The organism is Streptomyces sp. 3N207 (assembly GCF_052246355.1).
In the GTDB taxonomy this organism is placed as follows: domain Bacteria; phylum Actinomycetota; class Actinomycetes; order Streptomycetales; family Streptomycetaceae; genus Streptomyces.
This window is the reverse complement of record NZ_JBQQBV010000038.1, coordinates 22,519-49,139: the sequence shown is the minus strand read 5'-3', so window position 1 is coordinate 49,139 and position 26,621 is coordinate 22,519. Positions and strand designations below refer to the sequence as shown.

General features: G+C 67.9%; 22 protein-coding genes and 5 pseudogenes. 12 read left to right on the top strand and 15 right to left on the bottom strand.

Annotated features, from left to right (window positions below):
- Together ACTWP9_RS34935 and ACTWP9_RS34930 are read left to right on the top strand one after the other, a co-directional pair.
- A pseudogene (locus tag ACTWP9_RS34935) lies at positions 1-117 on the top strand (IS5/IS1182 family transposase); the annotation flags it as partial.
- Positions 118-1,331: 1,214 nt separating this feature from the next.
- Positions 1,332-2,030, top strand: coding sequence for a hypothetical protein (locus ACTWP9_RS34930; protein ID WP_443250348.1), 699 nt, complete (start codon positions 1,332-1,334; stop codon positions 2,028-2,030).
- 1,034 nt (positions 2,031-3,064) lie between these two features.
- Here the strand turns inward: ACTWP9_RS34930 and ACTWP9_RS34925 are convergent.
- From ACTWP9_RS34925 to ACTWP9_RS34900, 6 genes and pseudogenes are all read right to left on the bottom strand, one after another.
- Positions 3,065-3,388 (bottom strand): annotated as a pseudogene (locus ACTWP9_RS34925) (hypothetical protein); the annotation flags it as partial.
- Between the two features lie 259 nt (positions 3,389-3,647).
- A pseudogene (locus tag ACTWP9_RS34920) lies at positions 3,648-3,944 on the bottom strand (toxin glutamine deamidase domain-containing protein); the annotation flags it as partial.
- A 330-nt stretch (positions 3,945-4,274) separates the two neighbouring features.
- Positions 4,275-5,441 (bottom strand): NAD(P)/FAD-dependent oxidoreductase, encoded by a 1,167-nt coding sequence (locus tag ACTWP9_RS34915; protein WP_443250347.1) that lies wholly within the window; start codon positions 5,439-5,441, stop codon positions 4,275-4,277.
- Between the two features lie 67 nt (positions 5,442-5,508).
- Positions 5,509-6,279 carry an amino acid ABC transporter ATP-binding protein gene (locus tag ACTWP9_RS34910; RefSeq protein WP_443250346.1) on the bottom strand — a complete coding sequence of 257 codons (771 nt, stop codon included), beginning with the start codon at positions 6,277-6,279 and terminating at the stop codon, positions 5,509-5,511.
- Positions 6,276-7,184: an amino acid ABC transporter permease gene (locus ACTWP9_RS34905; protein WP_443250345.1), complete on the bottom strand. Its 909-nt coding sequence runs from the start codon at positions 7,182-7,184 to the stop codon at positions 6,276-6,278. Before ACTWP9_RS34905 ends, ACTWP9_RS34910 begins: the two co-directional genes overlap by 4 nt.
- A gap of 50 nt (positions 7,185-7,234) precedes the next feature.
- Entirely contained in the window at positions 7,235-8,095 is an 861-nt protein-coding gene (locus ACTWP9_RS34900) for an ABC transporter substrate-binding protein (protein WP_443250344.1), read from the bottom strand.
- 314 nt (positions 8,096-8,409) lie between these two features.
- Between ACTWP9_RS34900 and ACTWP9_RS34895 the strand changes: the two genes are divergently transcribed.
- Together ACTWP9_RS34895 and ACTWP9_RS34890 are read left to right on the top strand one after the other, a co-directional pair.
- Positions 8,410-9,345, top strand: coding sequence for a LysR family transcriptional regulator (locus ACTWP9_RS34895; RefSeq protein WP_443250343.1), 936 nt, complete (start codon positions 8,410-8,412; stop codon positions 9,343-9,345).
- Positions 9,346-9,549: 204 nt separating this feature from the next.
- Positions 9,550-10,056 (top strand): recombinase family protein, encoded by a 507-nt coding sequence (locus ACTWP9_RS34890; protein WP_443250353.1) that lies wholly within the window; start codon positions 9,550-9,552, stop codon positions 10,054-10,056.
- 218 nt (positions 10,057-10,274) lie between these two features.
- Here the strand turns inward: ACTWP9_RS34890 and ACTWP9_RS34885 are convergent, their stop codons facing one another.
- On the bottom strand, positions 10,275-10,727 hold the full coding sequence (locus ACTWP9_RS34885; RefSeq protein WP_443250342.1) for an Lrp/AsnC family transcriptional regulator: 453 nt from the start codon (positions 10,725-10,727) through the stop codon (positions 10,275-10,277).
- Positions 10,728-10,808: 81 nt separating this feature from the next.
- Between ACTWP9_RS34885 and ACTWP9_RS34880 the strand changes: the two genes are divergently transcribed.
- Both ACTWP9_RS34880 and ACTWP9_RS34875 read left to right on the top strand, forming a co-directional pair.
- Positions 10,809-12,002 (top strand): MalY/PatB family protein, encoded by a 1,194-nt coding sequence (locus ACTWP9_RS34880; RefSeq protein WP_443250341.1) that lies wholly within the window; start codon positions 10,809-10,811, stop codon positions 12,000-12,002.
- A gap of 258 nt (positions 12,003-12,260) precedes the next feature.
- Positions 12,261-13,769 carry an APC family permease gene (locus tag ACTWP9_RS34875; RefSeq protein WP_443250340.1) on the top strand — a complete coding sequence of 503 codons (1,509 nt, stop codon included), beginning with the start codon at positions 12,261-12,263 and terminating at the stop codon, positions 13,767-13,769.
- Between the two features lie 233 nt (positions 13,770-14,002).
- Here ACTWP9_RS34875 and ACTWP9_RS34870 read toward each other — a convergent pair whose 3' ends face one another.
- Positions 14,003-14,131, bottom strand: coding sequence for a hypothetical protein (locus ACTWP9_RS34870; protein WP_443250339.1), 129 nt, complete (start codon positions 14,129-14,131; stop codon positions 14,003-14,005).
- 35 nt (positions 14,132-14,166) lie between these two features.
- On the opposite strand from ACTWP9_RS34870, the gene ACTWP9_RS34865 reads away from it, so the two are divergent.
- The gene (locus tag ACTWP9_RS34865) at positions 14,167-14,412 is read left to right on the top strand and encodes a LysR family transcriptional regulator (protein ID WP_443250352.1); all 246 of its coding nucleotides are present in this window, start codon (positions 14,167-14,169) and stop codon (positions 14,410-14,412) included.
- A 110-nt stretch (positions 14,413-14,522) separates the two neighbouring features.
- Here ACTWP9_RS34865 and ACTWP9_RS34860 read toward each other — a convergent pair whose 3' ends face one another.
- Together ACTWP9_RS34860 and ACTWP9_RS34855 are read right to left on the bottom strand one after the other, a co-directional pair.
- Positions 14,523-15,785, bottom strand: a complete 1,263-nt coding sequence (locus tag ACTWP9_RS34860) for an IS701 family transposase (RefSeq protein WP_443250338.1) — start codon at positions 15,783-15,785, stop codon at positions 14,523-14,525.
- Positions 15,786-15,877: 92 nt separating this feature from the next.
- A pseudogene (locus ACTWP9_RS34855) lies at positions 15,878-16,570 on the bottom strand (IS701 family transposase); the annotation flags it as partial.
- A 356-nt stretch (positions 16,571-16,926) separates the two neighbouring features.
- Here ACTWP9_RS34855 and ACTWP9_RS34850 point away from each other — a divergent pair.
- From ACTWP9_RS34850 to ACTWP9_RS34830, 5 genes and pseudogenes are all read left to right on the top strand, one after another.
- Entirely contained in the window at positions 16,927-17,445 is a 519-nt protein-coding gene (locus ACTWP9_RS34850; protein WP_443250337.1) for a TetR/AcrR family transcriptional regulator, read from the top strand.
- Complete coding sequence (locus tag ACTWP9_RS34845) at positions 17,442-18,032, top strand: dihydrofolate reductase family protein (protein ID WP_443250336.1); 591 nt, start codon at positions 17,442-17,444, stop codon at positions 18,030-18,032. Before ACTWP9_RS34850 ends, ACTWP9_RS34845 begins: the two co-directional genes overlap by 4 nt.
- 65 nt (positions 18,033-18,097) lie before the next feature.
- Positions 18,098-18,493: a DoxX family protein gene (locus ACTWP9_RS34840; protein WP_443250335.1), complete on the top strand. Its 396-nt coding sequence runs from the start codon at positions 18,098-18,100 to the stop codon at positions 18,491-18,493.
- A gap of 115 nt (positions 18,494-18,608) precedes the next feature.
- On the top strand, positions 18,609-18,866 hold the full coding sequence (locus tag ACTWP9_RS34835) for a hypothetical protein (RefSeq protein ID WP_443250334.1): 258 nt from the start codon (positions 18,609-18,611) through the stop codon (positions 18,864-18,866).
- A 798-nt stretch (positions 18,867-19,664) separates the two neighbouring features.
- Positions 19,665-20,899: pseudogene (locus ACTWP9_RS34830) on the top strand (IS701 family transposase).
- Positions 20,900-22,132: 1,233 nt separating this feature from the next.
- On the opposite strand, the gene ACTWP9_RS34825 reads toward ACTWP9_RS34830, so the two are convergent.
- The 5 genes from ACTWP9_RS34825 to ACTWP9_RS34805 are packed head-to-tail and all read right to left on the bottom strand — an operon-like array spanning position 22,133 to position 26,361.
- Entirely contained in the window at positions 22,133-22,735 is a 603-nt protein-coding gene (locus tag ACTWP9_RS34825) for a hypothetical protein (protein WP_443250333.1), read from the bottom strand.
- The gene (locus ACTWP9_RS34820; protein WP_443250332.1) at positions 22,732-24,051 is read right to left on the bottom strand and encodes a hypothetical protein; all 1,320 of its coding nucleotides are present in this window, start codon (positions 24,049-24,051) and stop codon (positions 22,732-22,734) included. The genes ACTWP9_RS34825 and ACTWP9_RS34820 overlap by 4 nt, the downstream gene beginning before the upstream one ends.
- Positions 24,048-24,848, bottom strand: coding sequence for an ABC transporter ATP-binding protein (locus tag ACTWP9_RS34815; protein ID WP_443250351.1), 801 nt, complete (start codon positions 24,846-24,848; stop codon positions 24,048-24,050). The genes ACTWP9_RS34820 and ACTWP9_RS34815 overlap by 4 nt, the downstream gene beginning before the upstream one ends.
- On the bottom strand, positions 24,848-25,750 hold the full coding sequence (locus tag ACTWP9_RS34810; RefSeq protein WP_443250331.1) for a zf-HC2 domain-containing protein: 903 nt from the start codon (positions 25,748-25,750) through the stop codon (positions 24,848-24,850). Before ACTWP9_RS34810 ends, ACTWP9_RS34815 begins: the two co-directional genes overlap by 1 nt.
- Positions 25,747-26,361 carry an RNA polymerase sigma factor gene (locus ACTWP9_RS34805; protein ID WP_443250330.1) on the bottom strand — a complete coding sequence of 205 codons (615 nt, stop codon included), beginning with the start codon at positions 26,359-26,361 and terminating at the stop codon, positions 25,747-25,749. Before ACTWP9_RS34805 ends, ACTWP9_RS34810 begins: the two co-directional genes overlap by 4 nt.
- Positions 26,362-26,621: the final 260 nt, after the last annotated feature.

Genomic DNA, 26,621 nt, shown 5'->3' with positions numbered 1-26,621 from the left:
TCCTGGCTGGCCGGGTGCCGGCGCCTGCACCGCCGCTACGAGCGCAAGGCCGAGCACTTCCTCGCCTTCGTCGGCATAGCCGCGGCCCTCATCGGCTACCGCCGACTCACCAACTGAAACGACGTCTAAGTGGGCGAGTACCAGCCGGCGCGGCCAAGCCGAAGGGACGAAGGCAGGCGCGTGCGGTCCCGAATCCGCCGGTGTATCCGTGGGCCTTGATCTCCTCCCAGAGTGTCGACACATCGGTGCAGCCCTCGGCCCATCGTCCGTGCAGACAGGAGGGTTTGAAGTCGTCGAGCCTCGTGGATCGGTTTTGCCACTGTCTTTGAAGGCAACCGCCATGTGTGACCCGGGAGATCGACGTTGTGGGAGGTGAGGAGGGGAAGACAGCCGCGCGCCATCAGGCCGAGGTGATACTTGAGTGTTTGTCGTGGATCAGGAGCAGCGACGCGAGCAGAAGGACTCGAAGTCTCCGCGAATAGCCGACGCACATGTTTCCCTCTCCGGCCGTGCCGGGGAAGGTTCGAAGCTGCGACCAGGGGCAGCCGTGGTTCCGTGCTGCGGCACGCTTCTGAGCTGGGTTTTTGTGGAGAGCGCAGCGAAGGGTCGCTTGTCGTGCCGTCACTCACACACGCCTGGCCTGCGTGACCGGAGTTGCAAGGACGAGAGACAGGAAGCCCGTACTCCGCCCCTCTCCCGAGGTACGCGGTGGTCTCTCCCCGTTGATGTCACTCGTGGATATGTGGATATCAGGAAGCTCCTGCGGTCGTCACTTCTTGCCGCGCTTCCGGCTCTTGCCACTCCTCGGCTTGCTCTTCCGCCAGCCCGCGGCCTCCCTCGACCAGGGGCCGCAATGGATGTCACAGCGCGAAGCGCCGATCAACGCCAACCGCTGACAGCGTGTCCCCTTGGTCGTCATTGCACCGCACTTGGACTGTGTACGCGCCACGAACGCTCGCCCCCTGGTCCTCGACGTCCTCGAATCCAACCGGTCCGGCAAGCGTCTTGCGCGATATGCCGACCGTGGAAGGCGCATACGGCCGCAAAGGGAGTGCTCCGGCGCATGGTGCATCCGGCCGATGAGACCGCTGCCGTGCGGGAGACGTGTTCACCCGGACCGCGAAGGAGCCGGGCGGTTTTCGAAGGCGCTCGAAGTGCGAGCAGCGGCAAAGCGCGGACGACGGACGACCGCGGATCACGGCGTCCAATGCGGGTTCCAGCGAGTCCCCTCACCGTGCGGAGGAATGAGCATGGAAGGAGGGCCGAGACGTTTACGTGAGCGTTGCGGAATCCCCCGTCTCGCAGGCCGAGGTGCACGTTAACGTCTGCGTGTGCGATACGACGATGAGAACTGGCCCTCCTCCTGGGCGGGTCCGCTCCCGGGCGAGGACGCCGAGTGGTTCGACATCACGGGCCGTGGAATCGTGCCGTCCGTCGTGATGTCCTGCGTCGCGCTGATGGTCGGCTGTGCCGCGCTGCGGCTCGTCTTCGCGGGTGACAGCGAGGTCTCCTCCCGGGTGGTGCTCGGCGTCATCGCCCTGATGCTCCTCGGGGTCGCCTATGGGCTGCTGCGCACTGTGGTGAGGGCCGTGCGCAACGGCCGTATCCGCTTCGGTGTCGACGGGCACGGGGTGTGGTGGTGGATGAAGGATGGCGCCGCCCTGGTGCCGTGGGAGGAGATGCACGGGCTGGGCACCGCGAAGCTGGAGCGGCCGCTCGGCACCGCGGGCAAGATGCGATTCACCGACCGCGTGGAGGTTTTCCCGCACGCGGCACTGGACGCCCGGCATCAGGTGCTCCGCCACTTCCACCGCGGGGGCCAACCCGCGCGGGAAGGGCTTCCTGCGCCGTACCTGCAACTCGTCCTCCCCTCCTCCACCGCCCCCGGGTCCTCGCGGCGCAGCCGGGCCTCGATCCGCGTCGAGGAGGCCGTACGCCGCCACTGTCCTGCCCAATGGCTGGGGCATGAGGCCCGGCAACTCACCCCCGACGACCGCGCGGTGACGACCCCCGGCGCCGGCCGCCGGTAGCGCCGAGTTCGTCGGGGAGGTGTTCGCCAGTCGGTACGGCTCGGTCAGCGGCCCAAGGGCGGGCTGCAGCTACGAGTGGGACGCTCCTCGTTGCCGCCGGGGCCGCGCCGCTCGAGGTGACGGAGGTCTCGGGCGCGGCCAGATCAGCATCACCACGGACATCTACACGCACGTCGTCGTGCAGGACACCCAGCGGAGGCCATCAGCCACCTGGACCGGCTGCTGAGGAGACGCCCGGCACGGAGTCCTGACCGTGCCTGACCGCCGCCGTTGATGTCAGATGTGGATGCCAAAGGCCCCGGACCATGATCGGTCCGGGGCCTTTTCGCTGGTGCCCCCAACTTGCCACAACGCGAAAAACGAGATCCTCATCGAGGCCCCACCCCTCAATCTCCTCCCCGCGCATGCGAAGGTCCGAAGGGAGGGCTACCGCTTGTCCAGTGGGTCGGGCCGGAGGACCTGGAGACGTAGCCAAGGTACGGCTCCAACGTCCGTATACCGCTCGCCGCCGCTTTGTGGCCCGATGTTCCATCAGGCGTGCAGGTCAGTGTCAGCTGGGGGCGGCCCGTCATGGGCCGTCCCCACTGCCGTTCCCGTTCCTGGATCCGTGCTGGTTTGACGAGCAATCCCCCGAAACAGCCCGCTGGCCGCAGGTTCGAGTCCTCGGCAGGAGCCACCCGCAAGGGCTGGTCGTGATGCAGCCGCTGGGACGTGTGGGGAGTCGCTTGTCGTGACGATGTCGATGCGTCTTCCGAGAACCCGTGGGGGCTGACGCGGTGAATCGGGCTTCTCCGCGCGCATGGCGTGCGGGCATGAACCTGCGTCACAGGCGTCAAGTCGCGGCGTAGCGGCGCCCGGGGGTGCCGCCGGGCGCGAGTGGTACCGAGGGCCGGTCAGGGGTACCGCAGCAGCCGGAAGCCGCAGGCTTCCAGAGCGTTCAGGTCCGTCACCGGTTCCGATGAGCTGTCGATGAGAGCCGTGCGGCCCTCCGGTGTCCGGAAGGCGTTCAGCAGCAGCCCCACACTTTCCCGGCCCTACGTGTCCAGGCGGCGGACCCAGACCAGCGCGCGGGCGCCGGGCGGCAGGGTGGCCAGCTCGTCCAGCACGGCCGCTAGTTCGGTGTGCGTGGACACCGACCGCAGGTCGCCGAGCTGCTCCAGGGTTGGTGGTAGCCATGCCGCGATGGTGGGGTGCGGCGGCTCCGGCAGACCACCGTCGCCCGGCTCGGTGCCCTGGTCCCAGGCGTCGAACCAGGCCCGCGGGGCGGAGTTGGGCACGCTGAAGGGAGGTGATGCGTCCTTGGGCACGACGAGTGCGGCGTCGAGCATGCCCCGCGCCCGGTCGCTGCCGTCCAGGAACGCCGTCGTGTTGCCAGGCGAACAGCCGGCCGCGCCGGCGTTCGTCGTCGGGAGACGGCTCGACGAGTTCCACCGGTTCCTGGTAGGTGTGTGCCAGCCATGTCTCTGCCTTGACCCCGGCCGTCGTGAAGCTGTCGGCGGGGCGCTGCCACGGGGGAGCGGGCGGAGCGGGAGGGGCGTTGGGCGAGGGACGCCGACCGGCGTACTTCAGAACCCGGACGCCCGTCGTCTCCAGATGGGCGAGCCCGCCGGTCACCCCGTCGAGGAAGACGACCTTCCCGTCAGCGTTGTGGACGTGCACCAGATGCCCGGACACCTCCACCCCGGCCGCCTGCCGCCGGATCCACACCACGCCGCGGGTACCTGGCCCCGTCTCCCGCGTCGCGCGGACGACCTCGTCCCAGTCGACGCAGGTCAGCCGGTCGGCGCCGGGGAAGTACCGGTGCAGCAGCAGGTCCCACCAGCCGGCGCCTCGTGCGCGGGCGACCTGATCGACCACTGCGGCGTCGTGGGTCACGCCATGACCGCCGGTGATCTCAAGGCCGTCGTGCGTCATGCTGGTGATGTCCGTCCTTACGAGTCCGTTCCGAGACCGGCATGCGCCGGTCGGACGGGTGGACAAGACAGGTGACGGGGCTTCTGGACCAAGCGCCTGAAGCGCTATGAGGTCCAAACGCCGTCCGGCCGCGTGGCGTGGTGACGCCGTGCGGGCCTACACACCCCGAACAGGACAGGCGGAGTGTCAGTCAGTCAGAGCACGGGTCAGACCAGCCATTGGCGTCACCACGAACATCGTCACTGTCAAAGCCCGGGCAGCAGGGCCAAACCATCCCGGCGACCAGATGCCAACCGCAGCCGTGGCCCGGCGGGAATTCTGTCGTCGCGTTCAGTTTCCCGCGAGAGACGGCTGGTCGCTCATCACCTGCAAGCTCTCGTCCTGTACCTGGGCCGGCATATCGCGGCCGGGCCGGTAAGGGGCGAGACGTGAATCCGGCTGATCGCTGATCATCTCCTGGACCGCAAGCCGACCCAGGACGGGCGCGAGGTTCACGCCGCTGTGTGTGACCAGGTGGTAGAGGCCCTCGGCCTGGGGGGTCGTGCCAATGAGGGGGAGACCGTCTGCCGGCACCGGGCGGACACCGAGACGGGCCCCTGCGAGACGCGCCGTACGCAGCGCGGGAAGGACCTCTTGCCCCAGTCGGTGCAACTTCTCTTCCAGCCGGAGGTCAGCGCCGGAGGCGGGTCCGGACGACAGCATGGCATCGACGGACCAGGAGATTGAGCAGATCCGGGAGCCCGGTGCGGGGCGCAGGTCCACATCAGGCGCGGCGACAATCGCGCTCAGCCCGGCCTCGGGTACTGGTGTGCTCTCGCCGACCAGGCCCGGGATCTGTTTCAGTGGAAGGGAGACGCCCGCGTGCCGGGCTATCCGGTCAGCGTCGGGGCCCGCGCAGTTCACGACCCAGTCGGCTTCCCAGCGGCGTGAGCCTGATTCGACGCCAACGATTCGGTCGCCACTGCGGATCATGCCGGTCACCCGGAGGCCGTACCGGATATCGGCTCCCATGAGGGCTGCGCGGTCGAGGAGAGAGCGGACGAAAAGTGGCGCGTCGTACCAGGCGGAGCGGTCGTGGACGACCAGTTCCTCGGCAGCACAGGCGGCGGCGTCCACTGTCGGCGCGAGTTCGTTCAGTTCTGTGGGTTCGGCGAAGCGGCACGGATGTCCCCAGGAGCGCAGCCGGACGGCCCGGTCCCGGATGATCTGTTGCTCCCGGGCGGTGTGGCCCCACTGGATCAGGGGCATCGGATGCCGCCAAGAAGGAGCGCCCAGCTCTTCGGCGAGCACAATATGCTCCTCGGCGCTGAGCCGGTTCAACTCGTAGTAGGAGCGGGGCGTCTTCAGATGGGTGACGTCGATGGAAAAGGTCGCGCTGGATGTGCCGGAGGCCGGGCCACCTGCCTCGAGCACTGTGACCTCCGCTCCCGCGAGAGCGAGATGGTAGGCGGCGGATGCACCCAGCACACCGGCACCGAGAACGATTGCACGGGACATATGTAGTCCTAGTGGTAGGAAAGTACCGCGGCGAGCCGGAGAACTCCGCGGGACGTCAGAGAGGGCGTCAGAGAACTTTGCTGAGGAATGCCTGGGTGCGCTCGTGCCGGGGAGCGCCGAGTACGACGTCGGGGTCCCCCGACTCGACGACCACTCCGCCGTCCATGAAGACGAGCGAGTGGCCGACCTCCCGGGCGAAGCCCATCTCATGAGTCACGACGATCATCGTCATGCCGTCGTCGGCGAGGCCGCGCATGACGTCGAGCACCTCGCCCACGAGTTCGGGATCGAGGGCGGATGTGGGCTCGTCGAAGAGCATGAGGTCGGGCTGCATGGCGAGGGCGCGCGCTATGGCGACCCGCTGCTGCTGTCCTCCTGACAGCTGTGAGGGATAGGAATCCGCCTTGTCCGACAACCCAACTCTGCCGAGCAGTTGCCGTGCGCGCTCGCGGGCCTCATCCTTGGGCTCTTTTTTGACCTCGACAGGTCCCTCCATGACGTTTCCCAGCGCGGTCATATGAGGGAACAAATTGAAGCGCTGGAAGACCATGCCGATGCCGCGGCGCTGCTTGGCGACTGCCGTCTCCCTGAGCTCATGGATCTTCCCATCGTGCTCTTCGTAACCGATCAACTGACCGCGTACGTAGAGCCGGCCTGCGTCGATGGCCTCCAGATGGTTGATGCAGCGCAGAAAGGTGGACTTGCCGGACCCGGAGGGGCCGACCAGACACATCACTTCCCCTGGTGCGACCGCGAGATCGATGCCCTTGAGCACCTCCAGGGATCCGTAGCTCTTGTGTACGCCCTCGGCTCTGACGATCGGCGCGACTGTCTTCATGAGGGGGACTCCTGTTTCGCGGCAAGGGCTGCCCGCAGCCGCTGTACTGGTGTGGGCGGCAGGTCGCGGCTCGCACCGCGCTTGAATCTGCGTTCCAGGTAGTACTGGCCCACGTTCAGCACCGAGGTCGCCACCAGGTACCAGAGGCAGGCAACGGTGAGCAGGGGGACTTGCTGGAAGTTGCGGGAGTAGATCCCCTGGATCGAGGTGAGAAGTTCGGGCACGGCGATGGCGAAGACCAGGGAGGTGGTCTTCAGCATCGAGATCGACTGGTTGCCCGTCGGCGGGATGATGATGCGGAGGGCCTGCGGGAGGACGATCCGCCGGAGAGTCTGCCGACGGGTCATTCCCAAGGTCTGTGCCGCCTCGGTCTGCCCTTCGTCCACGGATGTGATCCCGGCGCGCACGATCTCAGCCATGTAGGCGGCTTCGTGCAGCCCGAGGCCGAGGACTGCGGCAGTCAGCTGGGTGATGAGCACGTTGGTTTCGAACTCGACGAACGTGGAGCCCCACGGGATGCCCAGACCGATCTTGGGAACCACCGCGGAAAGGAAGTACCAGAACAGCAGTTGGACCAGGAGCGGAGTCCCGCGGAACACCCAGACGTAAAGCCAGCCGAGATTCGCCAGAATTGGGTTGGCGGACATCCGCATGACGGCGAGCACTACCCCGCCCACGATGCCGATGGCCATGGCGAGCACAGTCAGCATGAGCGTGGTGCCCAGTCCCTCGAGAACCACAGAGGCGAACAGGTAGTCGCCGACAGTCGCCCACCGCATGCGCGGATTTGCCGACCACCCCTGGAGCAGGAAGACCAGCAGGAAGATGAGGACTGCGGCAGCGCACCAGCGGCCCGTGTGGCGCAGCCGCACCGCCTGGATCCGCGTGTGGTTCGGGGCGGTCATGCCTGGCTCTTGTACCTCCGCGCGATGAGTAGGGAGCGCGGACTGCTCGCTCACGACGTGCCGCCGTTCAGCGTGGCGCGGTCCAGAGCGCCGGACTCGACATCCCACTGCTTCAGGATTTTGCTGTAGGTGCCGTTGCCGATCAGCTTCTGCAGGGCCTGTTGGACAGCCTTGGCCAGGGACGAGTCTTCCTTGTTGACCAGAATCCCGTATGGCAGGAACCGGTAGGGCTTCCCGGCCTGCTTCATCTGCCCGTTCGACTTCTTGGCCTGGTAGGCAACGGTGGGGGAGCCGCCTACGAAGGCATCGGCCCGCTTGGTGGAAAGGGCCTGGAAGCAGCCAACCGAGTCGGGAAAGATGAGGACCTTCACGGGGCGCTTGCCGGCCTTGGAGCACTTCTTTTTCTGGAGCTCGGCGTCGTCCGCCTGTGCGGTGCCCTGCTCGACGGCGACCGACTTGCCGCACAGGTCGTTCAACCCGTTGACCTTCCCGGCGTTCTTCTGGCCGACCAAGATGGAGCTGCTCGTCTTGAAGTAGTCGACGAACGTGACCTGCTTCTGACGGTCGGGCTTATCCAGCATCGCCTGGATCGCCAGGTCGTAGCGGCGCGACTGGACGCCTCCGATGATGCTGTCGAAATTGGCCTTGACGAATTTCACCTTGACGCCCAGTACCTGGCTGATGGCTTTCATCAGGCTGGGCTCCATGCCGACAAGCGTTTTGTTGTCGGATCCGAGGAGCACGAGCGGCGGGTAATCGTCACCCGCAGCCACGGCCAGAGTGCCGGATTTTTTGACCTTGTCCGGCAGCAGGTCGTGCAGCTTCTGGTCCTTCTTCGCTGCTGGAGGGGCCGCCTGCCCGGTTGGGTCACTGCTGCCACAGGCCGCAGTGCCGGCGAGGAGTCCCGCCACGACGAGTCCTGCAGCCAAACCGCGCGTCCGTCTGCGGGCACATGGCCCGGGAAGCCGTATATCCATGGGGAGGAGCCCTTCTTGGGTCGGTCAGCCGTCTTGGTCGCTCAATGTGCGGCAGCTCCGAGACCTTGCGCAAGATAAACCAGGATGAGCATTAGCACACACAGTGTTCAGTTGAGCTGTCGCTCGCGCCTGTGACTTGTGCGACTGGCACGCGCAACGCCACGCCGGGCCACCCCAGCCGAGGGGGGCGCCAGACGCACATCGGCGAACCCTGTTGACGGAAGAGCGCTTGGTGTTAAATTCAGCTAATGCTGACCCCCATCCAGCTGCAGGCGATACGCGACGTCGTCGCAACTGGTTCTCTCAGGACCGCTGCCAAGCGCCTGGGCTACACGCCGTCCGCTGTCTCACAGCAGATCGCTTCCGTGGAGCGGGTGCTTGGTGTGAAGCTCTTTGAACGTTCCGCCCGCAGCGTGCGGCCCACCGAAGCGGGCGCTCAGCTCGCCCGCCGGGCAGCTCGATTGCTGGCCGAACTCGATGCGGCCGAGGACGAGATGCGCTCATTCGCCGACGCCGAACGCGGCCGGCTGCATCTGGGCAGCTTCTGGTCGGCCGGATTCCGGCTGGTCCCCGCCGTGCTGGCAGATTTCCTGTGCGACCGCCCTCAGGTCGACGTCCGATACGAGGAGGGCGATCCCCAGGTCACCACGCCGGCAGTCGTAGACGGACGACTCGACCTCGCCGTGGTCTTCGAGTACGGGACCGTCCCCCATAACTGGCCGAGCGACCTGGACATGACACTGATACTCGAGGAGCCGCTCTACGTCCTGGTTCCCACCGGGCACCGCCTGTCGGGGAAGCAGCACGTCCAGGTCGGCGATCTCTCCAGGGAACGGTGGATCTGCTATCGGGAGGACACCGACGCGGCCCGTTCCCTCTTGCGCATCTGCGCAAAGAGCGGCTTCCGACCCGAGATACTTTTCCGCACCAATGACTACAACCTGCCCTTCGAACTCGTGCGCCGAGGCCTAGGGGTAGCAATCGTGCCCCAGCTCGCCATGATCGAGTCGCACGATGTGCACGTCATCCGCCTCGCGGACCCCGCCCATGTCCGGCGCGTCTTCGCTGTCCGCCGGGCGGCCGACCCCAACCCGTTCCTCGACCACGCGATCACCATGCTTCGGACGGCCGCCAAATCCTTCGATCAACCGCTTTCCCCCTCCGACGTGCCCACTGCCTTGTAAGACCGCGTGAACCCGGAGACGCACGTGCAAAGGACGACGCGTCCGGACGAACCGAACCAGGCCCTCCAGGAAGACCCCTGGACATGGGTATGCGGTCAGCGCTCTGTCGCATTCCAAGGCATCCCGGACAGGAGGTGTGTGGTGCGACCATCGCGCAGGCCCTGTGCTGAGCCCAATGAGCCAGGGCAAGCGGTGCGGGTTGCCATGTGCATCCGTTACCACACGACGAAGATCACCAGCGGTACAGTCTGGCGGCTCAGGAAGCGAAACTCACCGCGTACATCCAGTCGCAGCCCGGGTGGGAAGCGATCGGAGCGCCCTTCCGAGACGAAGCCTCCGGGGGCCACCACTCAGCGCCCGGGACTCCAGAGTGCTCTGGCTGCCGCAGAGGCCGGGCGCTTCGATGTTCTGCTGGTCCACCGGGTGGACCGGCTGTCCCGTTCCCTCCGGGATCTGGCCGAGATCCTGGATCGGCTCGATGCCGGGGACACTGCCTTCCGGTCGGCCACGGAGCCGTTCGACACCTCGACACCGGTCGGGCGAGTGCTGGTCCAGATGCTCGGGGTCGTCGCTCAGTTCGAGCGCGAGACCATCATCGACCGCGTCATCAACGGCACGGAGCGCAAGGCCGCCCGAGGCCAGTGGTGCGGCGGTTATCGTCCTTCGGCTACGAGTCGACCAGCACCAAGGCGGCGGCCCAGTCGCCGCTGACGGTGCGCCCGACGGGGGTCCCCAGCGTCGGCCTCACTGCCCGCCAGGTCCAGATGACGGCAGTCGGCGGAGCCACCGGCGTGTGCCTCTTCCGCGGGCTGTCGGTCAGTGCCATATCACCGGCTTGATCAGTCCGACGGGTGACTGCGACGTGGCGTTGTTCCGCTACTACTGCAGGCCACGATGCTTTCCAGCCTACTGGCTCTCGCCCGGTGCTGTCAGACGGGCATGGGGCGGGCAGCGACAACTCGCTTCATGACGAGCGTCGACATGAGCCGGTCCACGCTGGGCAGTGTGGCCAGCTTCTCCTCGAAGAGCCGCTGGTAAGTCTCAAGGTCTTCGGTCACCACACGCAGCAGGTAGTCGGGGGCGCCGAACAGCCGCTCCGCCTGGATGACCTGAGGGATGGCTGTGAGCGCTTCGTCGAAAGCCGTGAGGTGATCGCGGTCACCCTGGCGCAGGTGGATGAAGACCATCACCTCGAAGCCCAGCCCGACGGCGGCGCCATTGAGGGCGGCGTGGTACCCGCGGATCACGCCGGTGCGTTCGAGTTCTCTCAGCCGGCGCTGGCAGCGGGACACGCTGACCCGTACACGTTCGGCCAGTTCCGTGATCGTTTGCCTGCCGTCCTTTTGGAGCTGAGCAAGAATTTCGCGGTCAATATCGTCCATGCGAGGAATCTTCGCATCTGGTCCCCCATCTGACCATAGAAGGCAAACACCTGGCACGGGATGACGCATACTCTTTGCCGCATGGAATGGAACCGCGATATATCTGGCGAAACGAACCCTTTGCGGCGGCTCTCCCTTGACCAGCTTCGGTTGCGCACGAGCGAGAAATGGCGCGTCTATCCCCGCGACGTGCTGCCGCTGTTCGTGGCCGAGATGGACGTACCGCTGGCGGAACCGGTGGCCCGGGCCATCACGGACGCGGTCACCCGCGGGGACACCGGCTATCCGGTCGGCACCGCATACGCAGAGGCACTGGCGGAGTTCGCCCGTAAACGGTGGGACTGGGACGGCGTCAGCGTGGAGCGCATGGCGATGATGCCGGATGTGATGCACGGCATCATCGAAATCCTCGACGTGATCTCCTCCCGGGCAGACGCCGTGGTGATCAACTGCCCTGTCTACCCGCCCTTCTACCACTTCGTGCAACACACCGGCCGGCCCATCGAAGAAGCCCAGTTGGGCGGTGACCAGCGCATCGACTTCGCCGCCCTGGAGGAGGCGTTCGGGCGGGCGGTGCAGTACGGCCCGCGGCCGGTGTATCTGCTGTGCAGTCCGCACAACCCCACCGGGACCGTGCACACCGCCGACGAGCTCGCCGCTGTCGCTGCCCTCTCCGCACGTTACGGCGTCCGCGTCGTATCCGATGAGATCCACGCCCCGCTCGTGATGCCGGGAGTCTCGTTCGTGCCCTACCTGAGCGTTGCGGGCGCCGAGAAGGGCATGACGCTGATGTCGGCGTCGAAGGCATGGAACCTGGCCGGGCTCAGGGCAGCTGTGGCCCTCGCCGGCCCGGCCGCGGCCGATGACCTCGCCCGGATCCCCGCATGGGTTCAGGAAGGCCCCAGCCACCTCGGCGTCATTGCCCACACCGCAGCCCTGCGCGATGGCACCGCATGGCTCGACGACCTGCTGGACGGCCTGGCGGTCAACCGCCTCCTCCTCCGCGATCTCCTCACCGAACACCTGCCCGGCGTCCGCTGGCGACCCGGCGAGGGCACCTACCTCGCCTGGCTGGACTGCCGGGACCTGGGCCTGGGCGACGACCCCGCAGCTGTCTTCCTCCAACACGGCAAGGTCGCCCTCAACGCCGGGCCCTCCTTCGGCCCCGGCGGCGCAGGACACGTCCGGCTCAACCTGGCCACCTCACCCGAGCTGCTCACCGAAGCAGTACGGCGTATGGCCGCAGCAACAGCCATCGCAACAGCGCGCGGCTAGGCGCAAGCTCCACGCCCCCAGTAAAAGTCATTCCGCCTCCGCGCCGTCAACGCCGCGGCCGGCGCCCTCGCCCGCACGCGGCGCAGGAGAACACGCCGCGCAACGCCCGCCCCCATCGAGCAGGCCCCGACACTCACCCCCTAACAGACAACGGACACCGCCCAACCCTGTCCACAACGGCAGGGCCGGGCCGGGCAGCCCCTTCCCCGCTTTCCGCCTCGCAAATTCCCCACTCCCCGCCTCGCAAAAGAGCTGCTCATGCCAGAAACCCCAGGAACCCGAAGAGCAACCGGAACACCAGCCCGCAACCTGCTGCGCCGCAAACCCGTGGCCGTACTCGTCGCCGAGAGCGGAGCCGACACGCACCGACCCGGTGCCCCCGAGCACGACGGGGGCACCGGAATCCACCTCCGGCGCTCGATCGGACTGTGGCAGCTGTCCGCCATCGGCATCAGCTGCACAATCGGGACCGGCATCTTCTTCGTGCTCAACAGCGCCGTTCCCGAGGTGGGCCCGGCCGTCCTGCTCTCCTTCGTCATAGCCGCGATCACCGCCGGGCTGACTGCCCTCTGTTACGCCGAGCTGACCTCCGCGATCCCCGTCGCCGGGTCCTCGTACTCCTACGCGTACGCCACGCTGGGCGAGATCGTCGCCTTCGGCGTCGGTGCCTGTCTGCTGCTGGAGTACGGTGTGTCCGCCTCCGCCGTTGCGGTCAGCTGGGGCGAGTACCTCAACAAGTTCCTCGACCTGACCGTCGACGTCACCATCCCCAACGCGCTCGCGGCGCCGCCGGGCGGCGGCGGCTACTTCAACCTGCCTGCCGTGGTCCTGGTCGCCCTGTGTTGTCTTCTCCTGGTCCGCGGTGCCAGCGAGTCGGCCAAGGCCAACGTCGTGATGGTCGGCATCAAGGTCGGCGTGCTGGTGCTGTTCGTCGCGATCGCCCTCACCGGCTTCCACTCCGGCAACCTCACCCCGTTCATGCCGCTCGGCGTCGGCGGAGTGGGCGTCGCCGCATCCACCATCTTCTTCTCCTTCATCGGCCTGGACGCCGTCTCCACCGCGGCAGAGGAGGTCAAGGACCCCCGCCGCACCATGCCACGGGCCCTCCTCATCGCCCTGACCGTGGTCACCCTCGTCTACATCGCCGTGGCCCTCGCCGCGGTCGGCGCCCAGCGGTGGACGCGGTTCAACGGCCAGGAGGCCGGCCTCGCCGAGATCCTCCAGAACGTCACCGGAAGCACCTGGCCCGCCCTCGTACTCGCCGCAGGGGCCATCGTCTCGATCTTCAGCATCACCCTGGTCACCCTCTACGGGCAGACCCGCATCCTGTACTCCATGGGCAGGGACGGAATGCTTCCTCAACGCTTTGCCCGCACCTCGCCCCGCACCGGCACGCCCGTCTGGAACACCCTGGTCGTCGGCTCAGGGGTCGCTCTGCTCGCAGCCTTCGTTCCGCTGGACGCCCTTGCCGACCTGACCAGCCTGGGAACTCTGGTCGCCTTCACGATCGTCTCGGCCGGAGTCATGATCCTTCGCCACACCCAGCCCGATCTGGACCGCGGCTTCAAGGTCCCCGGCTACCCCCTCACCCCGATCCTCAGCATCGCCTTCTGCCTATACCTCATCTATGGCCTGCGCCTCCCCACCTTCGCCATGTTCGGGGCGTGGCTCGCCGGCGCCGCCTTGCTCTACTTCGGCTACAGCGTCAAGCACTCCCGCCTTGCTCAGCACCAGCCGCAACAGGAACAGCCCGCGGAGCCCCGCTAGCCGCACCCCCGCCCATTCCCCGCGCCGTGGCCCTCCCGCAACTCCGGCAACTACTCCAACGGCCGGATACTCCGCGGCCCGGCAGAAGCGTGTGCGGACCGGCCTGGATTGAACGTAGAGGTCGTGGAGGACTCCGTCGCGCAGATCGACCCCCGGCGCCGGGGAAGGAGGAGGCGACATGGTGCGTCTGAACTCTCGCCCGCAGTTCACCTCCGGCCTCACGCTGTGGGCGATCAGCGGGAGCGTGCCCCGGCCTGGCCGCCCGCAGCGGACTTGAGGTGGACGCCCACGGGCGTGCAGTGGTTGGCGAACATCTGTTCCGCGTGACCGACCCACGGATCCTCGTCGTCCCGAGTGTGCATTGTTTGCCATACGAGGAGGATCAGTGAACGATCGGATGCTTCGCGCATTCGTGACCTGTGCGCGAACGGGCAGCGTCACACGGACCGCCATAGAGCTGGGCTACTCAGCCGCCAGCATCAGCGACCAGATCCGTCAACTCGAAGTCCACACCCGACGGACGCTGTTCCAACGCACGCCGGGAGGAATGAGCCTGACGGAAGCGGGCAGGCGAATGCTTCCGTTAGCGCAAGACATCCTCTTGAGGATGGACTTCCTCAGCCGCTGTGAGGAAAAGCACTAGTAGTGCTTGGTCAGGTTGGTATTGGTTCTGGCATGTCGCGGTGACAGGTGGGGCAGTGCCGGTCCAGAACGCGAGGAGTAACTGCAGTTCGCGGGCGACCCGATAGAGGCTCAGGCCGACGCCGTCTCTTTTGGGGACCGGGTGATGCGCTGGAGGGTGCAGAAGGCGTGCGCGACGGAGACGAGGGTGACGTGGTGGTGCCAGCCTCTCCAGGTGCGGCCTTCGAAGTGGGCCAGGCCCAGGGCCTGTTTCATCTCGCGGTAGTCGTGCTCGATGCGCCAGCGCAGTTTCGCGGTGCGCACGAGGGTGGCCAGCGCAGTGTCGGCGGGCAGGTTGGACAGCCAGAACTGGACGGGTTCGGGCTCGGTTGCGGGCCATTCGGCCAGCAGCCAGCGCGCTGGCAGTTCGGGGCCGTCGGTGTTCTTGCGGATCTCGCGTCCGGCGGGCCGGATCCGCAGGGCCACGAAGCGGGAGTACATGCGCTTGACGCCGCTGCGGCCGCTGCCCGGGCGGGAGCCTTCCCGCCACTGCACCGGCCGGGCCGCTTGCTTGCCGGCCGCGATGACCAGCTTCTTCACCGTATGGGCCGGCTCGGGATAGACGGGCCGGGGCCTGGGGCCGCGACCTGCGTATGGCGGGGTATGCGGCTGTGCCGCTTCCGGCTGGGCGGTGGTCGTGGTGGAGATGCCGACCGTGTAGCTGAGGCCGCGTTCTTCCAGGCCGAGGCGGAAGGCTGCCGCATCGCCGTAGCCGCCGTCGGCCACGACCAGCGGGACGTCGATGCCCCACGACCTGGTCTCGTCGATCATGTCCAGGGCCAGCTGCCACTTCTCGACATGGCCGACCTCTTCGGGGATGCCGCACGTGGTGCGGCGGGCCACCTTGGCCGGATCGGCCTTCGGTGAGGCGGGATCCCAGCTCTCGGGCAGGAACAGCCGCCAGTTGACCGCTGCCGAGGCGTTGTCGGAGGCCAGGTGCAGCGAGATGCCGGCCTGGCAGTTGGTGACCTTGCCCGCGGTGCCGGTGTACTGCCGGGCCACACAGGCCGAGGCGTTCCCGTCCTTGAGGAAGCCGGTGTCATCGACGATGAGCGCGGTCGGTTTGATCACCTGCAGCATTCGCCAGGCGAGGCGGGCGCGCACATGCGCCGCCTCCCACGGGCTGGTGGTGATGAAGTGGGCCAGGGCCTGCCGGTTGCCGTCCTCGCCCAGCCGGGCGGCCATCGGTTCCACCGACTTGCGCCGCCCGTCCAGCAGCAGCCCCCGCAGATACACCTCGCCCCACCGGCGCTGATCCGCCCGCGCGAACGGCTCGAACATCTCCGCCGCGAAGCCCTCCAGATCACACCGGACCGCGGCCAACTCCCCACCCATCACACCCGCTCAACGACACACCCGCTCAAACAGACACGCCACCGGCGAACGAACCTGACCAAGCACTACTAGTACTCCAGCGGTTTCATGATCTATCCAGCAGGTTCGTTGGCGGATCGTCGCCGGTAGTGGCTGTGTCGGGCTGCTGCCTGGTGGTGTCTGCGCCAGGTGGACCAGTGCAGCAGCCGGGCCGCTGACGGGGCCGGCGGGTCGAAGACGATGGCGAGTAGACGGCGGATCTCCGGGACGGTCAGGCTGATCGGACTGCTGCTGCGGGCGGGATGGTGAGGATCGTCGGGGCCGGTTGAGGGCCTGGCTGGCGGCGACGGCGGTCAGGAAGGCCAGGGCGAGCATGGCGAGTGTGATGTGCCGGTGCCATGCGGCCCAGTTGCGGACCGGGTAGTGGTCGAGCCCGACCTGGCTCTTGGCGGCCTGGAAGCACTCCTCGACGCTCCAGCGGACTCCGGCGACGCGGACCAGTTCCGCAAGGGTGACCGTGGTGGGTGACCAGCACAGGTAGAAGGCGAGCTCACCGCTGGTGCGGTTGCGGCGGATCAGCAGGTGGCGGTGGTTGTCTTTGCCGATGTGGATCCAGGCGCAGTCGTAGTAGCGCGTGCCCTTCGCGCCGTTGCCTGCGCTCTGTCGCTGCCAGGCGGTGGCGGGCAGGCGGCCGGCGACGGTGTCTGCGCGGATGGTGGTGCGGCCTGAGTTGATCCGCACCCGCTAGAGCAGGCGACGGCCATCACATACCCGATGCCGATCTCGTCCAGGCGGGCGCGGACCTGCACGGTGCGGCGAAGGCGAAGGGTCGCAAGATCCACCTGCTGGCCGCGCTGAGCACACCACCGGCCTGGTCCTTGCCCGCTTGGAGGTGGAGGGAAGACCCAACGAGATCACCTGCTTCCAGCCGCTCCTGGACACCGCCGCCGACCTGGCCGGAGTCGTGGTCACCAACGACGCATGCCCCGCACACTCAGCGTGAGCACGCCGACTACCTCCTGGCCCGCGGGAGCGGGGCGTTTCGGGGTGACACAGGAGTTCTCGTCCTTTCGTGGCGGCGGAGCGATGAGGTCGGAGTGCCAAGATTAGTGAATCGTGATTTACTAATGGCATGGCTAGACCGAGACGAGATGAGCAGCAGGTGCTTCTGAAGCGCATCGGGATCGCGTTGCAGGAGCGGCGGTCGCTGGAGCCGTGGACTCTTGCTGAGATTGCGCCGACTGCTGGGCTCAGCCCTGCGGGGTTGCTCAAACGGTTCGGGTCGCGGCAAGCGATCCTGGTCGCGCTGAGTCGCTGTTGGATCGACTCGATTCCGGCCGCTCCGCTGGGGACGAGCCCGCCGGAGGTGGAGCTGCGCTCGTGGGTTGAACGGCGATTTGCCGCCGACGGTCCCGAGGGGGTGGCTCAGGGGCTGGTCAATCTCCTCGACGACCTGATTGACGATGAGCTGCGCGAACTCCTCGCGGAGGGCTGGGCGAAGGAGATTCGCTACCTGGCCACACTTCTGGGCCAGATGAAGCTGTCCCGGGCTGGTGGCGCGAATCAGTGCGCGTCTCTCCTCTTCGACGCCCTCAACGGGGCAATGCTGCGCCGCGCCACGGGGCCAGCTGCGCCTGGACCGACACAAGTTCTCGACGACCTGCTGGAGGTATGGACATGACCTATCGACGCGACTGGACGGGCCGGGTCTTCATCGGCGCAAGTCTTGACGGCTTCATCGCCCGCCGCGACGGAGAGATTGACTGGCTCACCGATCCTGCACCCGGACCGCACCACACAACCGTCACCAGCAGCACCGAAGTCGAGGGGTGGGAGACCTTCTTCCCGAGCATCGACCACCTGGTGATGGGGCGCGGCACCTACGAGAAGGTGCTCACCTTCGATGGCTGGCCATATGACGGCAAAAGGGTCATCGTCATGTCCACAAAACTGGAATCCGACGACGACCGCATCACGATTGTCCGCAGCCTCGACGATGCCCAACGCGCACTTGCCGCATCTGGGGCGCAACAGGTCTACGTCGATGGAGGAACGGTCATCCAGGAGTTCTTGCGTGCTGACCTCATCGACGAGATCAGCATCGGATGGGCTCCAGTCCTTATCGGTACCGGACTACCCCTCTTCGGCTTCCTCGACCGCGACATCCAACTCTCGCTGGTGGCGACGAACGCCAGCACCAGTGGCATGGTCCACGTCACCTACGCCGTACACCGGCATGCCGATATCGCGACGCACCAGAGCCGTTGAAGCCGGTCGGAACGCAGCGAGGGACGAGACCGGTGTCGACATCAAGCGAAGAAGGAAGACAGCTCATGAGAATTGCCGTGTGGATCATATCCGCCCTGTTGGCCCTGATGTTCCTGGTCGCTGGTGGGCTCAAGATCGTGGGAAGCGCCGCTGACCTGGAGGCCATGGGCGAAGGGATCCCCACCGTCCTGTTCCGGATCGCCGGGATCGCGGAAGTGCTCGGCGCGCTGGGGCTCATCCTTCCGGCGGCCACTCGCATCCTGCCGTGGCTCACGCCGATCGCCGCAAGCGGTCTGGTACTCACCATGATCGGGGCGGCCATCGCCAACCTCGCGACCGGCGCCTACTCCGTCGTTCCCCAGACCGTCCTCATCGGCGCGCTCGCCGCCTTCGTGGCCTGGACCCGCTTCGGCACCCATGCCATCGCGCCTCGCCCGCAGAACGCACCCCCGGTGACCTGATTCACCATCACCCGGCAGGGTCTGCAAACAATCTCAGCCCAGCAACGAGTTTGACGGTGCGTCTGGGCCAGTGGTGGGAGGTGCCGCCCAGTAGAGGATCTTTGAGGGGAAACGGATGAGGAAGACAGCTCAGCGGGTCACCGGCCTGCTGATCGCAACCGCCGCCGCCATATCGGTCATGGGGGTCACGGCGCCGGGTGCGCAGGCGCTCGACTGGAAGTGCAAGGGCACGAAGGTGAGCCGTTGCATCGCCAAGGCCGGCGAATTCAAGGTCTTCGTGAAGTTCGAGAACCACACGAATCAGAAGGTGAACGGCAGCATGGGGCTCACTCTGCGCTGGCTACAGCGGCCGGAAGGTCTACACCCTGCATAAGGGCCTGCCTGGCCGATTCGGCGTGGATCTCTTCCAAGAGGACCTGTTCCAGCGGCTACAACAACCACGCCTTTGGCTGGTACAGGGACGGAGAGACGTCACGCCGGACTATCTACTTCTGACCGGGGCTGCTCGGGCGGGCCGATGCTCACGCAACCTACGTGGTGTCGGCCCTGCCCCGGGACCATCCGGCGAGCGCCAACATTCTCATCAGCCTTCCAGGGTCTCCCACGTCGTCGACCTCCGGTTCGAGATCAACTACGGTGTCCCCGCCGCCTACGAGGCGCTCAGTGCGGTCCCGTCAACGGTGGCCCGTTCAGCGAGAAAGGGGGATTATGCCTTCCAGTACTGCTACGCCTGCAATGGCTGTGCTCCCTCACCGGTTCGTTCGTGCCCAACCACCGTTTCACCCCACATCGGCGAATGGTTGTCGGTTGTGGACGATGGGCTGAGGGCCCCGGCATCACCGCCGTCTTCGGTGGAGGAGTTCGGCTACTCCGAACTGGAGTAGTTCGGGGACACGAAGGCGGCGGAGCACGCCCCGCCGCTCGACCCCGACCGTGGCCGTGATCGGGTTCCGCTCGTAGGAGCCGGGCCCTACGAGCGGTGCCTGGCGATTAATGCAGGGCCGAAGGCTTGACTATTTCCAGGCCGTGGGCACTTAGTACTCCAGTTGCAGTTCTCTATTCCTGCTGGTCAGGAGCCTGTTTCTGAGTGTAGATGGCTGACTGGCCGTCAGGTGGCGGGAATTCGTGACGGCGATGCGTGATCGCTGTTGTTCTGATCGTGCATGATGATGTGTGCCTTGACGTGTGGGCCGGGGGGCTTGAGAAGGTGCTGCTGCGGGTCGGTCACCGGTTCGGCCGGGCTGATGTGCGGCGGCGCATGCGGGACTGCGTGCGGGCTCTGCTCGGGCCGGTGGGGCGGAAAACAGCTGGCAACTCGCCGAACATGCCGGTCACAGCGGACCTCACGGGCTCCAGATCCTCCTCAACCGCGCCCGGTGGGACGCTGATGAGGTCCGTGACGACGTGCAGGCATACGTCGCGGAACGGCTTGGCGAGGAGAACGGTGTTCTCGTCATCGACGAGACGGGTTTCCTCAAGAAGGGAGACCCTCGGCCGGTGTCCAGCGGCAGTACTCGGGCACGGCGGGCCGTACCGCTGCCAGGTCGCGGTGTTCGCCGCCTACACCTCGTCGAAGGGCCGGACTCTGGTGGACAGGGAGCTGTACCTGCCCAAGTCCTGGACATCCGACCGTGAACGGTGCCGGGCGGCGACGGTGCCTGACGGCTGTGGTTTCGCGACAAAGACCGAGCTGGCCCGGATTCTGGTCACCCGGGCCCTGTCCTCGCCGCTGCTGGTCTCCTGGGTGACCGCGGACGCGCTCTACGGCCAGGACTGGCACCTCCGCCGCATGATCGATGAGGCTGGCCTCGGCTACGTCGTCGCGGTCCCGAAGTCACAGCAGGTCACGTCCCTCGCTGGGTGCTGGCGCATCGACCAGCTCATCGGCGACGACCCTGACGACGCCTGGGAACGGCTCTCGCGTGGTGACGGTGCCAAGGGCTCGCGCGTCTACGACTGGGCGGCTGCCCAGCTGCCGGCCGTCCCGTTCTTCGACGGTGACGAGCCCTCCCACCGCCGGTGGGTGATGGCCCGCCGCAGCATCTCCCGGCCGGATGAGATCGCCTTCTACGTGGCCCACGCTCCCAGCGGCACTACTGTTGACCAACTGGTCAACGTCGCCGGCAGCCGCTGGGCCATCGAGTCGTGCTTCCAGAGCGCGAAGAACGAGTGCGGCCTGGACGAGTACGAAGTCCGCCGCTACCCGGCCTGGTACCGGCACATCACCCTGGCCATCTCGCCCACGCCTTCCTCGCCGCCATGACCGCCCAGGCCGGAAGCGAAAGGAGGGCCGCAGAAACGGATCTCCCCTCGCCCCGCCCAGCCTGGCAGAAATACGCAGGCTGCTGGCAGCTCGGCGCTCGGGGACGGCCCACCACCAGCGTCGCCACGTCGACCGGGCACTGAGGTGGTCCCGCTGGCGCCGCCGACACCAGGCCACCGCCATGCGCTGCACTACAAACGCCGCATCGCCCGTCACGAACTCCCGCCCCCTGACGGTCAGTCAGCCACCTACACTCAGAAACAGGCTCCTGACCAGCAGGAATAGCGAACTGCAACTGGCGTACTAGGGCGTACACAGTCGGCTGGCCTCTCCAGGGCAAATCGCGGCGCCAACCTGCAGCTTCCCGTGAAACGGGCAGCCGCAGGTTGGCGCCCCTGGCAGGGCACACCACAGATGGGAAACGACAGACTCTGTACGGGCCTGGGGCCTCCGTCGTAATTGAAGTGGCATACAAGCTTGCACGCCCGTGCGCGATGGCCGCCTCGCTTGCAGCGAGGGGAAGAGGGCGCCAGGGCCTGCGCCCGGTCAGCCGGGGGAGGAGAACGCCAGTTCCTTGGACAGGCGCCGCCCGCAAGGCTGGGCATCACCATCGACGTGAGCTGGCCTGGAAGGTACTCCCTCTGCCCAGCTTTCAACCTCTTCCACCATTTCGGTAAGCAGGGACGAAGCGCGCTTCAGCTCTGGCCTGGCAGAGGCGCTGGAGCTGGTCTTCCGTGGGCAGTCGCGTGATCGTCGCCGGGGCAGCAGTGCGGCCACCATCTCGGTGATGCCGAGCCGACGGTCACGTCTGCGGCCCGAGGGGGAAAGCCGGACGGCGCGATCAACGGGCGGCGCGCAACGTGCAGGGCCCACGTGAACGAGGGCCCGTTCGGCAGGGGGCTGGGTGAGGCGGGCGCCGCACCGAGGAGGTCGCAGGTCGCGTGGTGGACGATCAGATGGGCGAAGATCTCCTGCCTCACCCCGTCCGGGCGCCTCTCGCGAAAGGCCCACCGCTCGTCGGTCAGCCCGCCCCCTTGCCCATACCTCATGCAGTGGGCTACCGCAGGGGCTCAAGGCCCGTCAGCCCCTGCCGACCCCCTGCTTTGAAGGTCAGTAGTTGCTGGTTTCACCGGACGACCGTCAGTGAGATTCGCTTGTGCGCTGCAGAAGCGTTGAACTGAACCGCTGCGGTGAGGGAGCGGTGGGCGCCTGGCACGTGCTCAACGCAACCGACCCGGGAAAGGCCCAACGAACGGCGTGAAGAGTGCCACCGCAATGCCGTAGTGGGGGGGGAAAAAATTGCCGTGGGGGGGAACACCCCCCCGCGTGGTTTTCCTCCCCACTACGGGAGCCAGAAGCCGTATACCGCTCACCGCTCACCGCTCACCGCGCGACGCCCGAGGAGCGCGCAGGGCGCAGACCGTAACGCCTGCGGCAAACAGGGTGAGCGCGGTGGCCCACGCCGCCGGCTGGGGGCCCGGCTGAACGGGCCAGGCCCAGATGGTGGGCGGTCCTGTGGTGCCGCGCGGGGCCGCGAAGTAGGCGGCGCCCGTGTAGGCCAGGGGCAACAGCCAGCCGAGGCGGGCGCCGAAGACGACGGCCGAAAGGGCGGCGAGGCCGGTGGTTCCCAGTACGTTGCGGAGCATGGCCTGGGCGCCGAACTCCGCGGGATCGAGCAGCACCGTCGAGGCCAGTACACCGGCGAAGAGAGCGGTGCCGAGCAGCAGATGGCCCGCTCGCCAGCGCCCCATGCGGCGGGCGGCGCAGGCTTCGAGTTCGGCGGAGTGTGCGTGCAGCGACGCGGCGAGGGCGCAGCCGGCGAGCAGGGCGGACAGGGTGATGACGGGCACCCGTGCCACGGCGCCGCCGAAGCGCGGTGAGTCGAGCATCCAGTCGGCGCACCACCAGGTGGCCAGGGCGAGGGCGAGCAGCGTGATGAGCAGGGTGGGGAGTCCGCGGGAGCGGGCGTACAGAGTCACGGCTTGCGCACCTGCCCCGGGTCGCAATCGGCCACTGCGGCGAAGTAGTCCGTCAGCCAGGCGGTGCGCTCGGGTGCCGACATCCTCTCCAGGGCGCGGCGGGTGCGGTCGATGGCCGCGGGGCGGTCGCCGTGGTAGACGATCGTCGGGTCGGGGACGCCGGCGAGCCACTCCACGACACCGGCGCTCACGTCCGGCCAGCTGACGCTCTCCCGGCATGCGGGTGTGGCCACGCTGTGCGCCACCCAGCCCCGGTAGGTGCGCGCGTTGTCGATGCGGAGGCGGTCGGGGGGAATGATGGTTTCGGGCAGGATCGCGGTACCCGTCGGCGGCGCCTTGAAGTCGTCGTCGAGGGGCGATTCGGCGAAGCGCTTCGGTACTCGTTGCACGCCCTTGAGCTTCGTGTGAACGGCGTCCACCTGCGCGGATATCTCGGGCAGCAACCGGCTGTGCAGACGGCTGACGCACACCTTCGGTGCGTCACCGGTGCAGACCGGGGCGGCGATGGAGGAATTCGGCCGCCACACGTCCGCCGATGCCTGCACGAGCAGCGTCCCAGCGACCACGGTCGCGGCCAGCGGGACCGCGGCTCGGACCCGTCGGTGAGCTGTGGACAGGAGCAGGGCGGTCGCGGCGACACTCCCGGTCCACAGCATCTGGAGCGGGCCCGCCCACCACGTCGGCCGGTCCCAGATCCCGTAGTGCTCGTTGGCCGGGCTGAGCCATCGCAGCGGGGAGTCCTCGCCGTACGCGGTCATACCCAGTGCCGCATAGGTCACAGCTGCCAGGGCGACTCCGGCCAGCCGCCAGGGGATGACCCGGCCCGCGGCGAAGCCGAGCGTGCCGAGTGCGGCCATCGCCGTCGCGTCCGCCGCCGTCAGGGACAGGTTCGGGTGCCCGAACTGCGCGTCCGGCAGCGTGGTCAGCAGGCAGACCGCCGCCGCGAGCAGGTAGCCGGCCGCGGGCCAGAGCGCCGCGGGCGCACAGGCGAGCAGGGTCTGGCGCAACGGCCCCCGCGGCATGCTCGCGCGCAGTTCCCCGGTGCGGCGGCGCCGCTCGCGGCCGCCCAGCCAGCAGCCGCCCGCGACGGAGATGGGGCCGCAGAGCAGCGGGCCGGTGCGGCGGAGCTGGTCGGTGGTGTGGATCCAGGTGCCCTGCCAGTCGGACACGTCGAGGAACATCAGGAAGGTGAGCGTGACCGCGATCAGCACGCCGATCGCCGGGCCGATCCCGCGGCGCAGCTCGGTCGTGTATGCCGCCGGGAGCAGCGTCCTGGGTGTGCGCACTGCGGCCGGGTCTTCCAGGAGGGCGGTCACAGGATGGCTCCCTGTGTGGTGCCGGCCCTGTGGGCGTGCAGTGCCGCTGTGTAGCCGCGCTCGATGGGGTTGTCGCCGTCGGTATCGTCATCGCCCTGGGAGGTGAGCTGCTGCGTGGTGCCGCGGAAGGCTACGCGGCCTGAGTCCAGCAGCGTCACGTTGCCACACGCGGCGGCTACGTCCTCCACCAGGTGCGTGCAGACAACCACCGCCGAGGTCTGGCCCAGCGTCCGCAGCAGGGTGCGGAACTCGACCCGCTGCTCGGGATCGAGGCCGGCCGTCGGCTCGTCCAGGAGCAGCAGGGCCGGGTCGTTGACGATGGCCTGTGCGATGCCCACGCGCCTGATCATGCCGCCGGAGAGCGTGCGGACCTTGGAGTCGATCCGGTCGGCCAGACCGACCTGCCGGACCGCTCGCTCCACCGCGGCCGGAACGCGGTGCCGGGGGATCTCCTTGAGCCAGGCGACGTAGCCGACGAACTCACGGACGGTGAAGCCCGGGTAGTAGCCGAAGTCCTGGGGGAGATAGCCGAGCTTTCGGCGGATCTTGGTGCGTCCCTTCGGGATGGCGGTGTCTTCGCCGAGGAGGTGCACCGCGCCCGCAGTGGGCCGGGCCACCGTCGCCAGTACCCGGATCAGGGAGGTCTTGCCCGCGCCGTTGGGACCCAGGAGGCCGTGCACCCCGGTGTCGAAGGAGAGAGTGACGCGGTCGAGCGCGGTGGTACGACGGTGACGGACCGTCAGTTCGCTGATGTGGGCGGAGGCCGCAGGCGTCGCTCGAGTTGGTGGTGCGGAGATCACAGGCGCTCCAGTCGGTGGAAGGAGATGTGGTCGAAAGCGTGCCGCCGTGCGACCAGCAGCCCGGCGCCCAGCACGACGGCCGCTCCCCAGGTGCTCTGCGCCGCCGGTGCGGCGGTGAGAGTGGACAGAGCCGAGGCCAGCCGCTCGTCGGCGGGCAGGTCTGGGCCAATGGACAGTGCGGCCATGGCCAGCAACCAGCCGCCGCCGAGCAGCGCACAGGCGAGCCGGCAGCCGATGTACGAACTGAGCCACAGCGAGCCCAAGGTCAGCGCGAGCCCCGGCAGCAGCCAGGCCCATGGCCCGGGTACGCCAGGGGAGTGCGGCAGCGCCCACCCGGCGGCGGTGACCAGCGGCACGGCGGTCGCGAGCACCACCGTGGTGCGGATGAGCAGCAGCCGCAGGCCGCCCCCCGGGGTGGCGACGGTGACCTCGTGCATCGGATCGGCGTAGGGCCCGTAGGAGGCGGCGACGCCGGCCAGGGGCAGGACCGGAGCGAGCGCGACGAGCAGCGGACCGCCCCCGTGGTGTCTGGTGGCGGCGCCCGCTGTCACGGCGCCGAGGATGACGAGGATGATCGAGAGCAGCCACGGCCCCCGCAGCGCAGGACCGGCGGCCCACATGAGACGGATGCGCAGGGCAGCGGCACGGCTTCGGGTGGTGCGGCGTTCCACAGGGGCGGCGGGAGCCGCCTCGGCCAAAGCCGTCCCGGCGAAGTCCAGTACCGCCGTTCGGACCGCCGCCAGCCGCGGTGCCGCCGCGGTCGCAGCGACCGCGGCCGACACCCGGCCCGCACAGGCAGAACAGCCCTCCACGTGCTTCTCCAGCGACCAGGCGTCCGACTCCGGCAGCCGGTCCTCTGCGTACGCCGCAGCCATTTGATCGGTTACGTGCCAGCTCATGCCGTCCCTCCCAGCGGCCGGGCCCCGAGTGCGCCGAGGGCGGCGCGCAGTTCACGGCGGGCCCGCATCGAACGGGTCTTGACCGTGCCCTCGGGTATGCCGAGGTGTAGTGCCGCCTCGCGGACGGTCAGACCGTCGATGACGGTGGCCCGCAGCACCATGCGGAGCTCCGGAGAGATGCGGTCGAGTGCGGCACCCATGTCTCCGAACTCCAGACCGTGTGCCAGTACGTGCTCTTCGGCGGAGAGCTCCGGAGCCATCGCCGTGTCCCGTGGGCGGGTGGCCCGTACCGCCGCGCGCTGGGCGTCGACCAGGCGGCGGGCCGCGATGGTCCACAGCCACCCTCCGGCCTCGCCGGAGGCACCGGCACGAAAGGAGCCCGCGGTTCGCCAGACCGCGACGAAGGTGTCCTGCAGAACCTCACTCACCGTCTCGGCGTCCGCACAGCGCCGGGTGAGTCGGACGTGCAACCAGCCCGCGTGCCGGTCATAGAAGTCCGCGAGGGCATCGGCGTCGCCCGCTGCGACGGCACGCAGCAGGGCGGCGTCGGAGGCGGGCCCTTCTGCAGGGACTTCTCGGGTGGGGCCGGCAGCGGCCCGGAACACTCGCACACCCCATTATCGAGCGCGGCCACGGCGACGGTTCACGCCTGGGCGACCAACTGCCCCACCATCGCGTCGGCTCCCGAACCTCCGGCCGATGGTGACCGCGCGCTACTGCCCGGTCTTCCCGTCCCCAAGGAACGGCGACTCCTTCGTGACCGTTCGCGCCGCTGTGCCGGTATCGCAGCGCGCGCTGTGAACGCCGTCGGCTGAAGAAGATGGCCTGCGGCCGCAAGACCCCTTGGCAACTCCGGCGGCTGCCTTGAGCA

Bases quoted from the DNA above. Each gene is read 5' to 3' on its own strand.
- ACTWP9_RS34915 (WP_443250347.1), bottom strand. From the start codon at position 5,441: ATGTCCCGTGCAATCGTTCTCGGTGCCGGTGTGCTGGGTGCATCCGCC.
- ACTWP9_RS34910 (WP_443250346.1), bottom strand. From the start codon at position 6,279: ATGAAGACAGTCGCGCCGATCGTCAGAGCCGAGGGCGTACACAAGAGC.
- ACTWP9_RS34905 (WP_443250345.1), bottom strand. From the start codon at position 7,184: ATGACCGCCCCGAACCACACGCGGATCCAGGCGGTGCGGCTGCGCCAC.
- ACTWP9_RS34895 (WP_443250343.1), top strand. From the start codon at position 8,410: ATGCTGACCCCCATCCAGCTGCAGGCGATACGCGACGTCGTCGCAACT.
- ACTWP9_RS34890 (WP_443250353.1), top strand. From the start codon at position 9,550: ATGTGCATCCGTTACCACACGACGAAGATCACCAGCGGTACAGTCTGG.
- ACTWP9_RS34885 (WP_443250342.1), bottom strand. From the start codon at position 10,727: ATGGACGATATTGACCGCGAAATTCTTGCTCAGCTCCAAAAGGACGGC.
- ACTWP9_RS34880 (WP_443250341.1), top strand. From the start codon at position 10,809: ATGGAATGGAACCGCGATATATCTGGCGAAACGAACCCTTTGCGGCGG.
- ACTWP9_RS34875 (WP_443250340.1), top strand. From the start codon at position 12,261: ATGCCAGAAACCCCAGGAACCCGAAGAGCAACCGGAACACCAGCCCGC.
- ACTWP9_RS34870 (WP_443250339.1), bottom strand. From the start codon at position 14,131: ATGCACACTCGGGACGACGAGGATCCGTGGGTCGGTCACGCGGAACAG.
- ACTWP9_RS34865 (WP_443250352.1), top strand. From the start codon at position 14,167: ATGCTTCGCGCATTCGTGACCTGTGCGCGAACGGGCAGCGTCACACGG.
- ACTWP9_RS34860 (WP_443250338.1), bottom strand. From the start codon at position 15,785: ATGGGTGGGGAGTTGGCCGCGGTCCGGTGTGATCTGGAGGGCTTCGCG.
- ACTWP9_RS34845 (WP_443250336.1), top strand. From the start codon at position 17,442: ATGACCTATCGACGCGACTGGACGGGCCGGGTCTTCATCGGCGCAAGT.
- ACTWP9_RS34840 (WP_443250335.1), top strand. From the start codon at position 18,098: ATGAGAATTGCCGTGTGGATCATATCCGCCCTGTTGGCCCTGATGTTC.
- ACTWP9_RS34835 (WP_443250334.1), top strand. From the start codon at position 18,609: ATGAGGAAGACAGCTCAGCGGGTCACCGGCCTGCTGATCGCAACCGCC.
- ACTWP9_RS34810 (WP_443250331.1), bottom strand. From the start codon at position 25,750: ATGAGCTGGCACGTAACCGATCAAATGGCTGCGGCGTACGCAGAGGAC.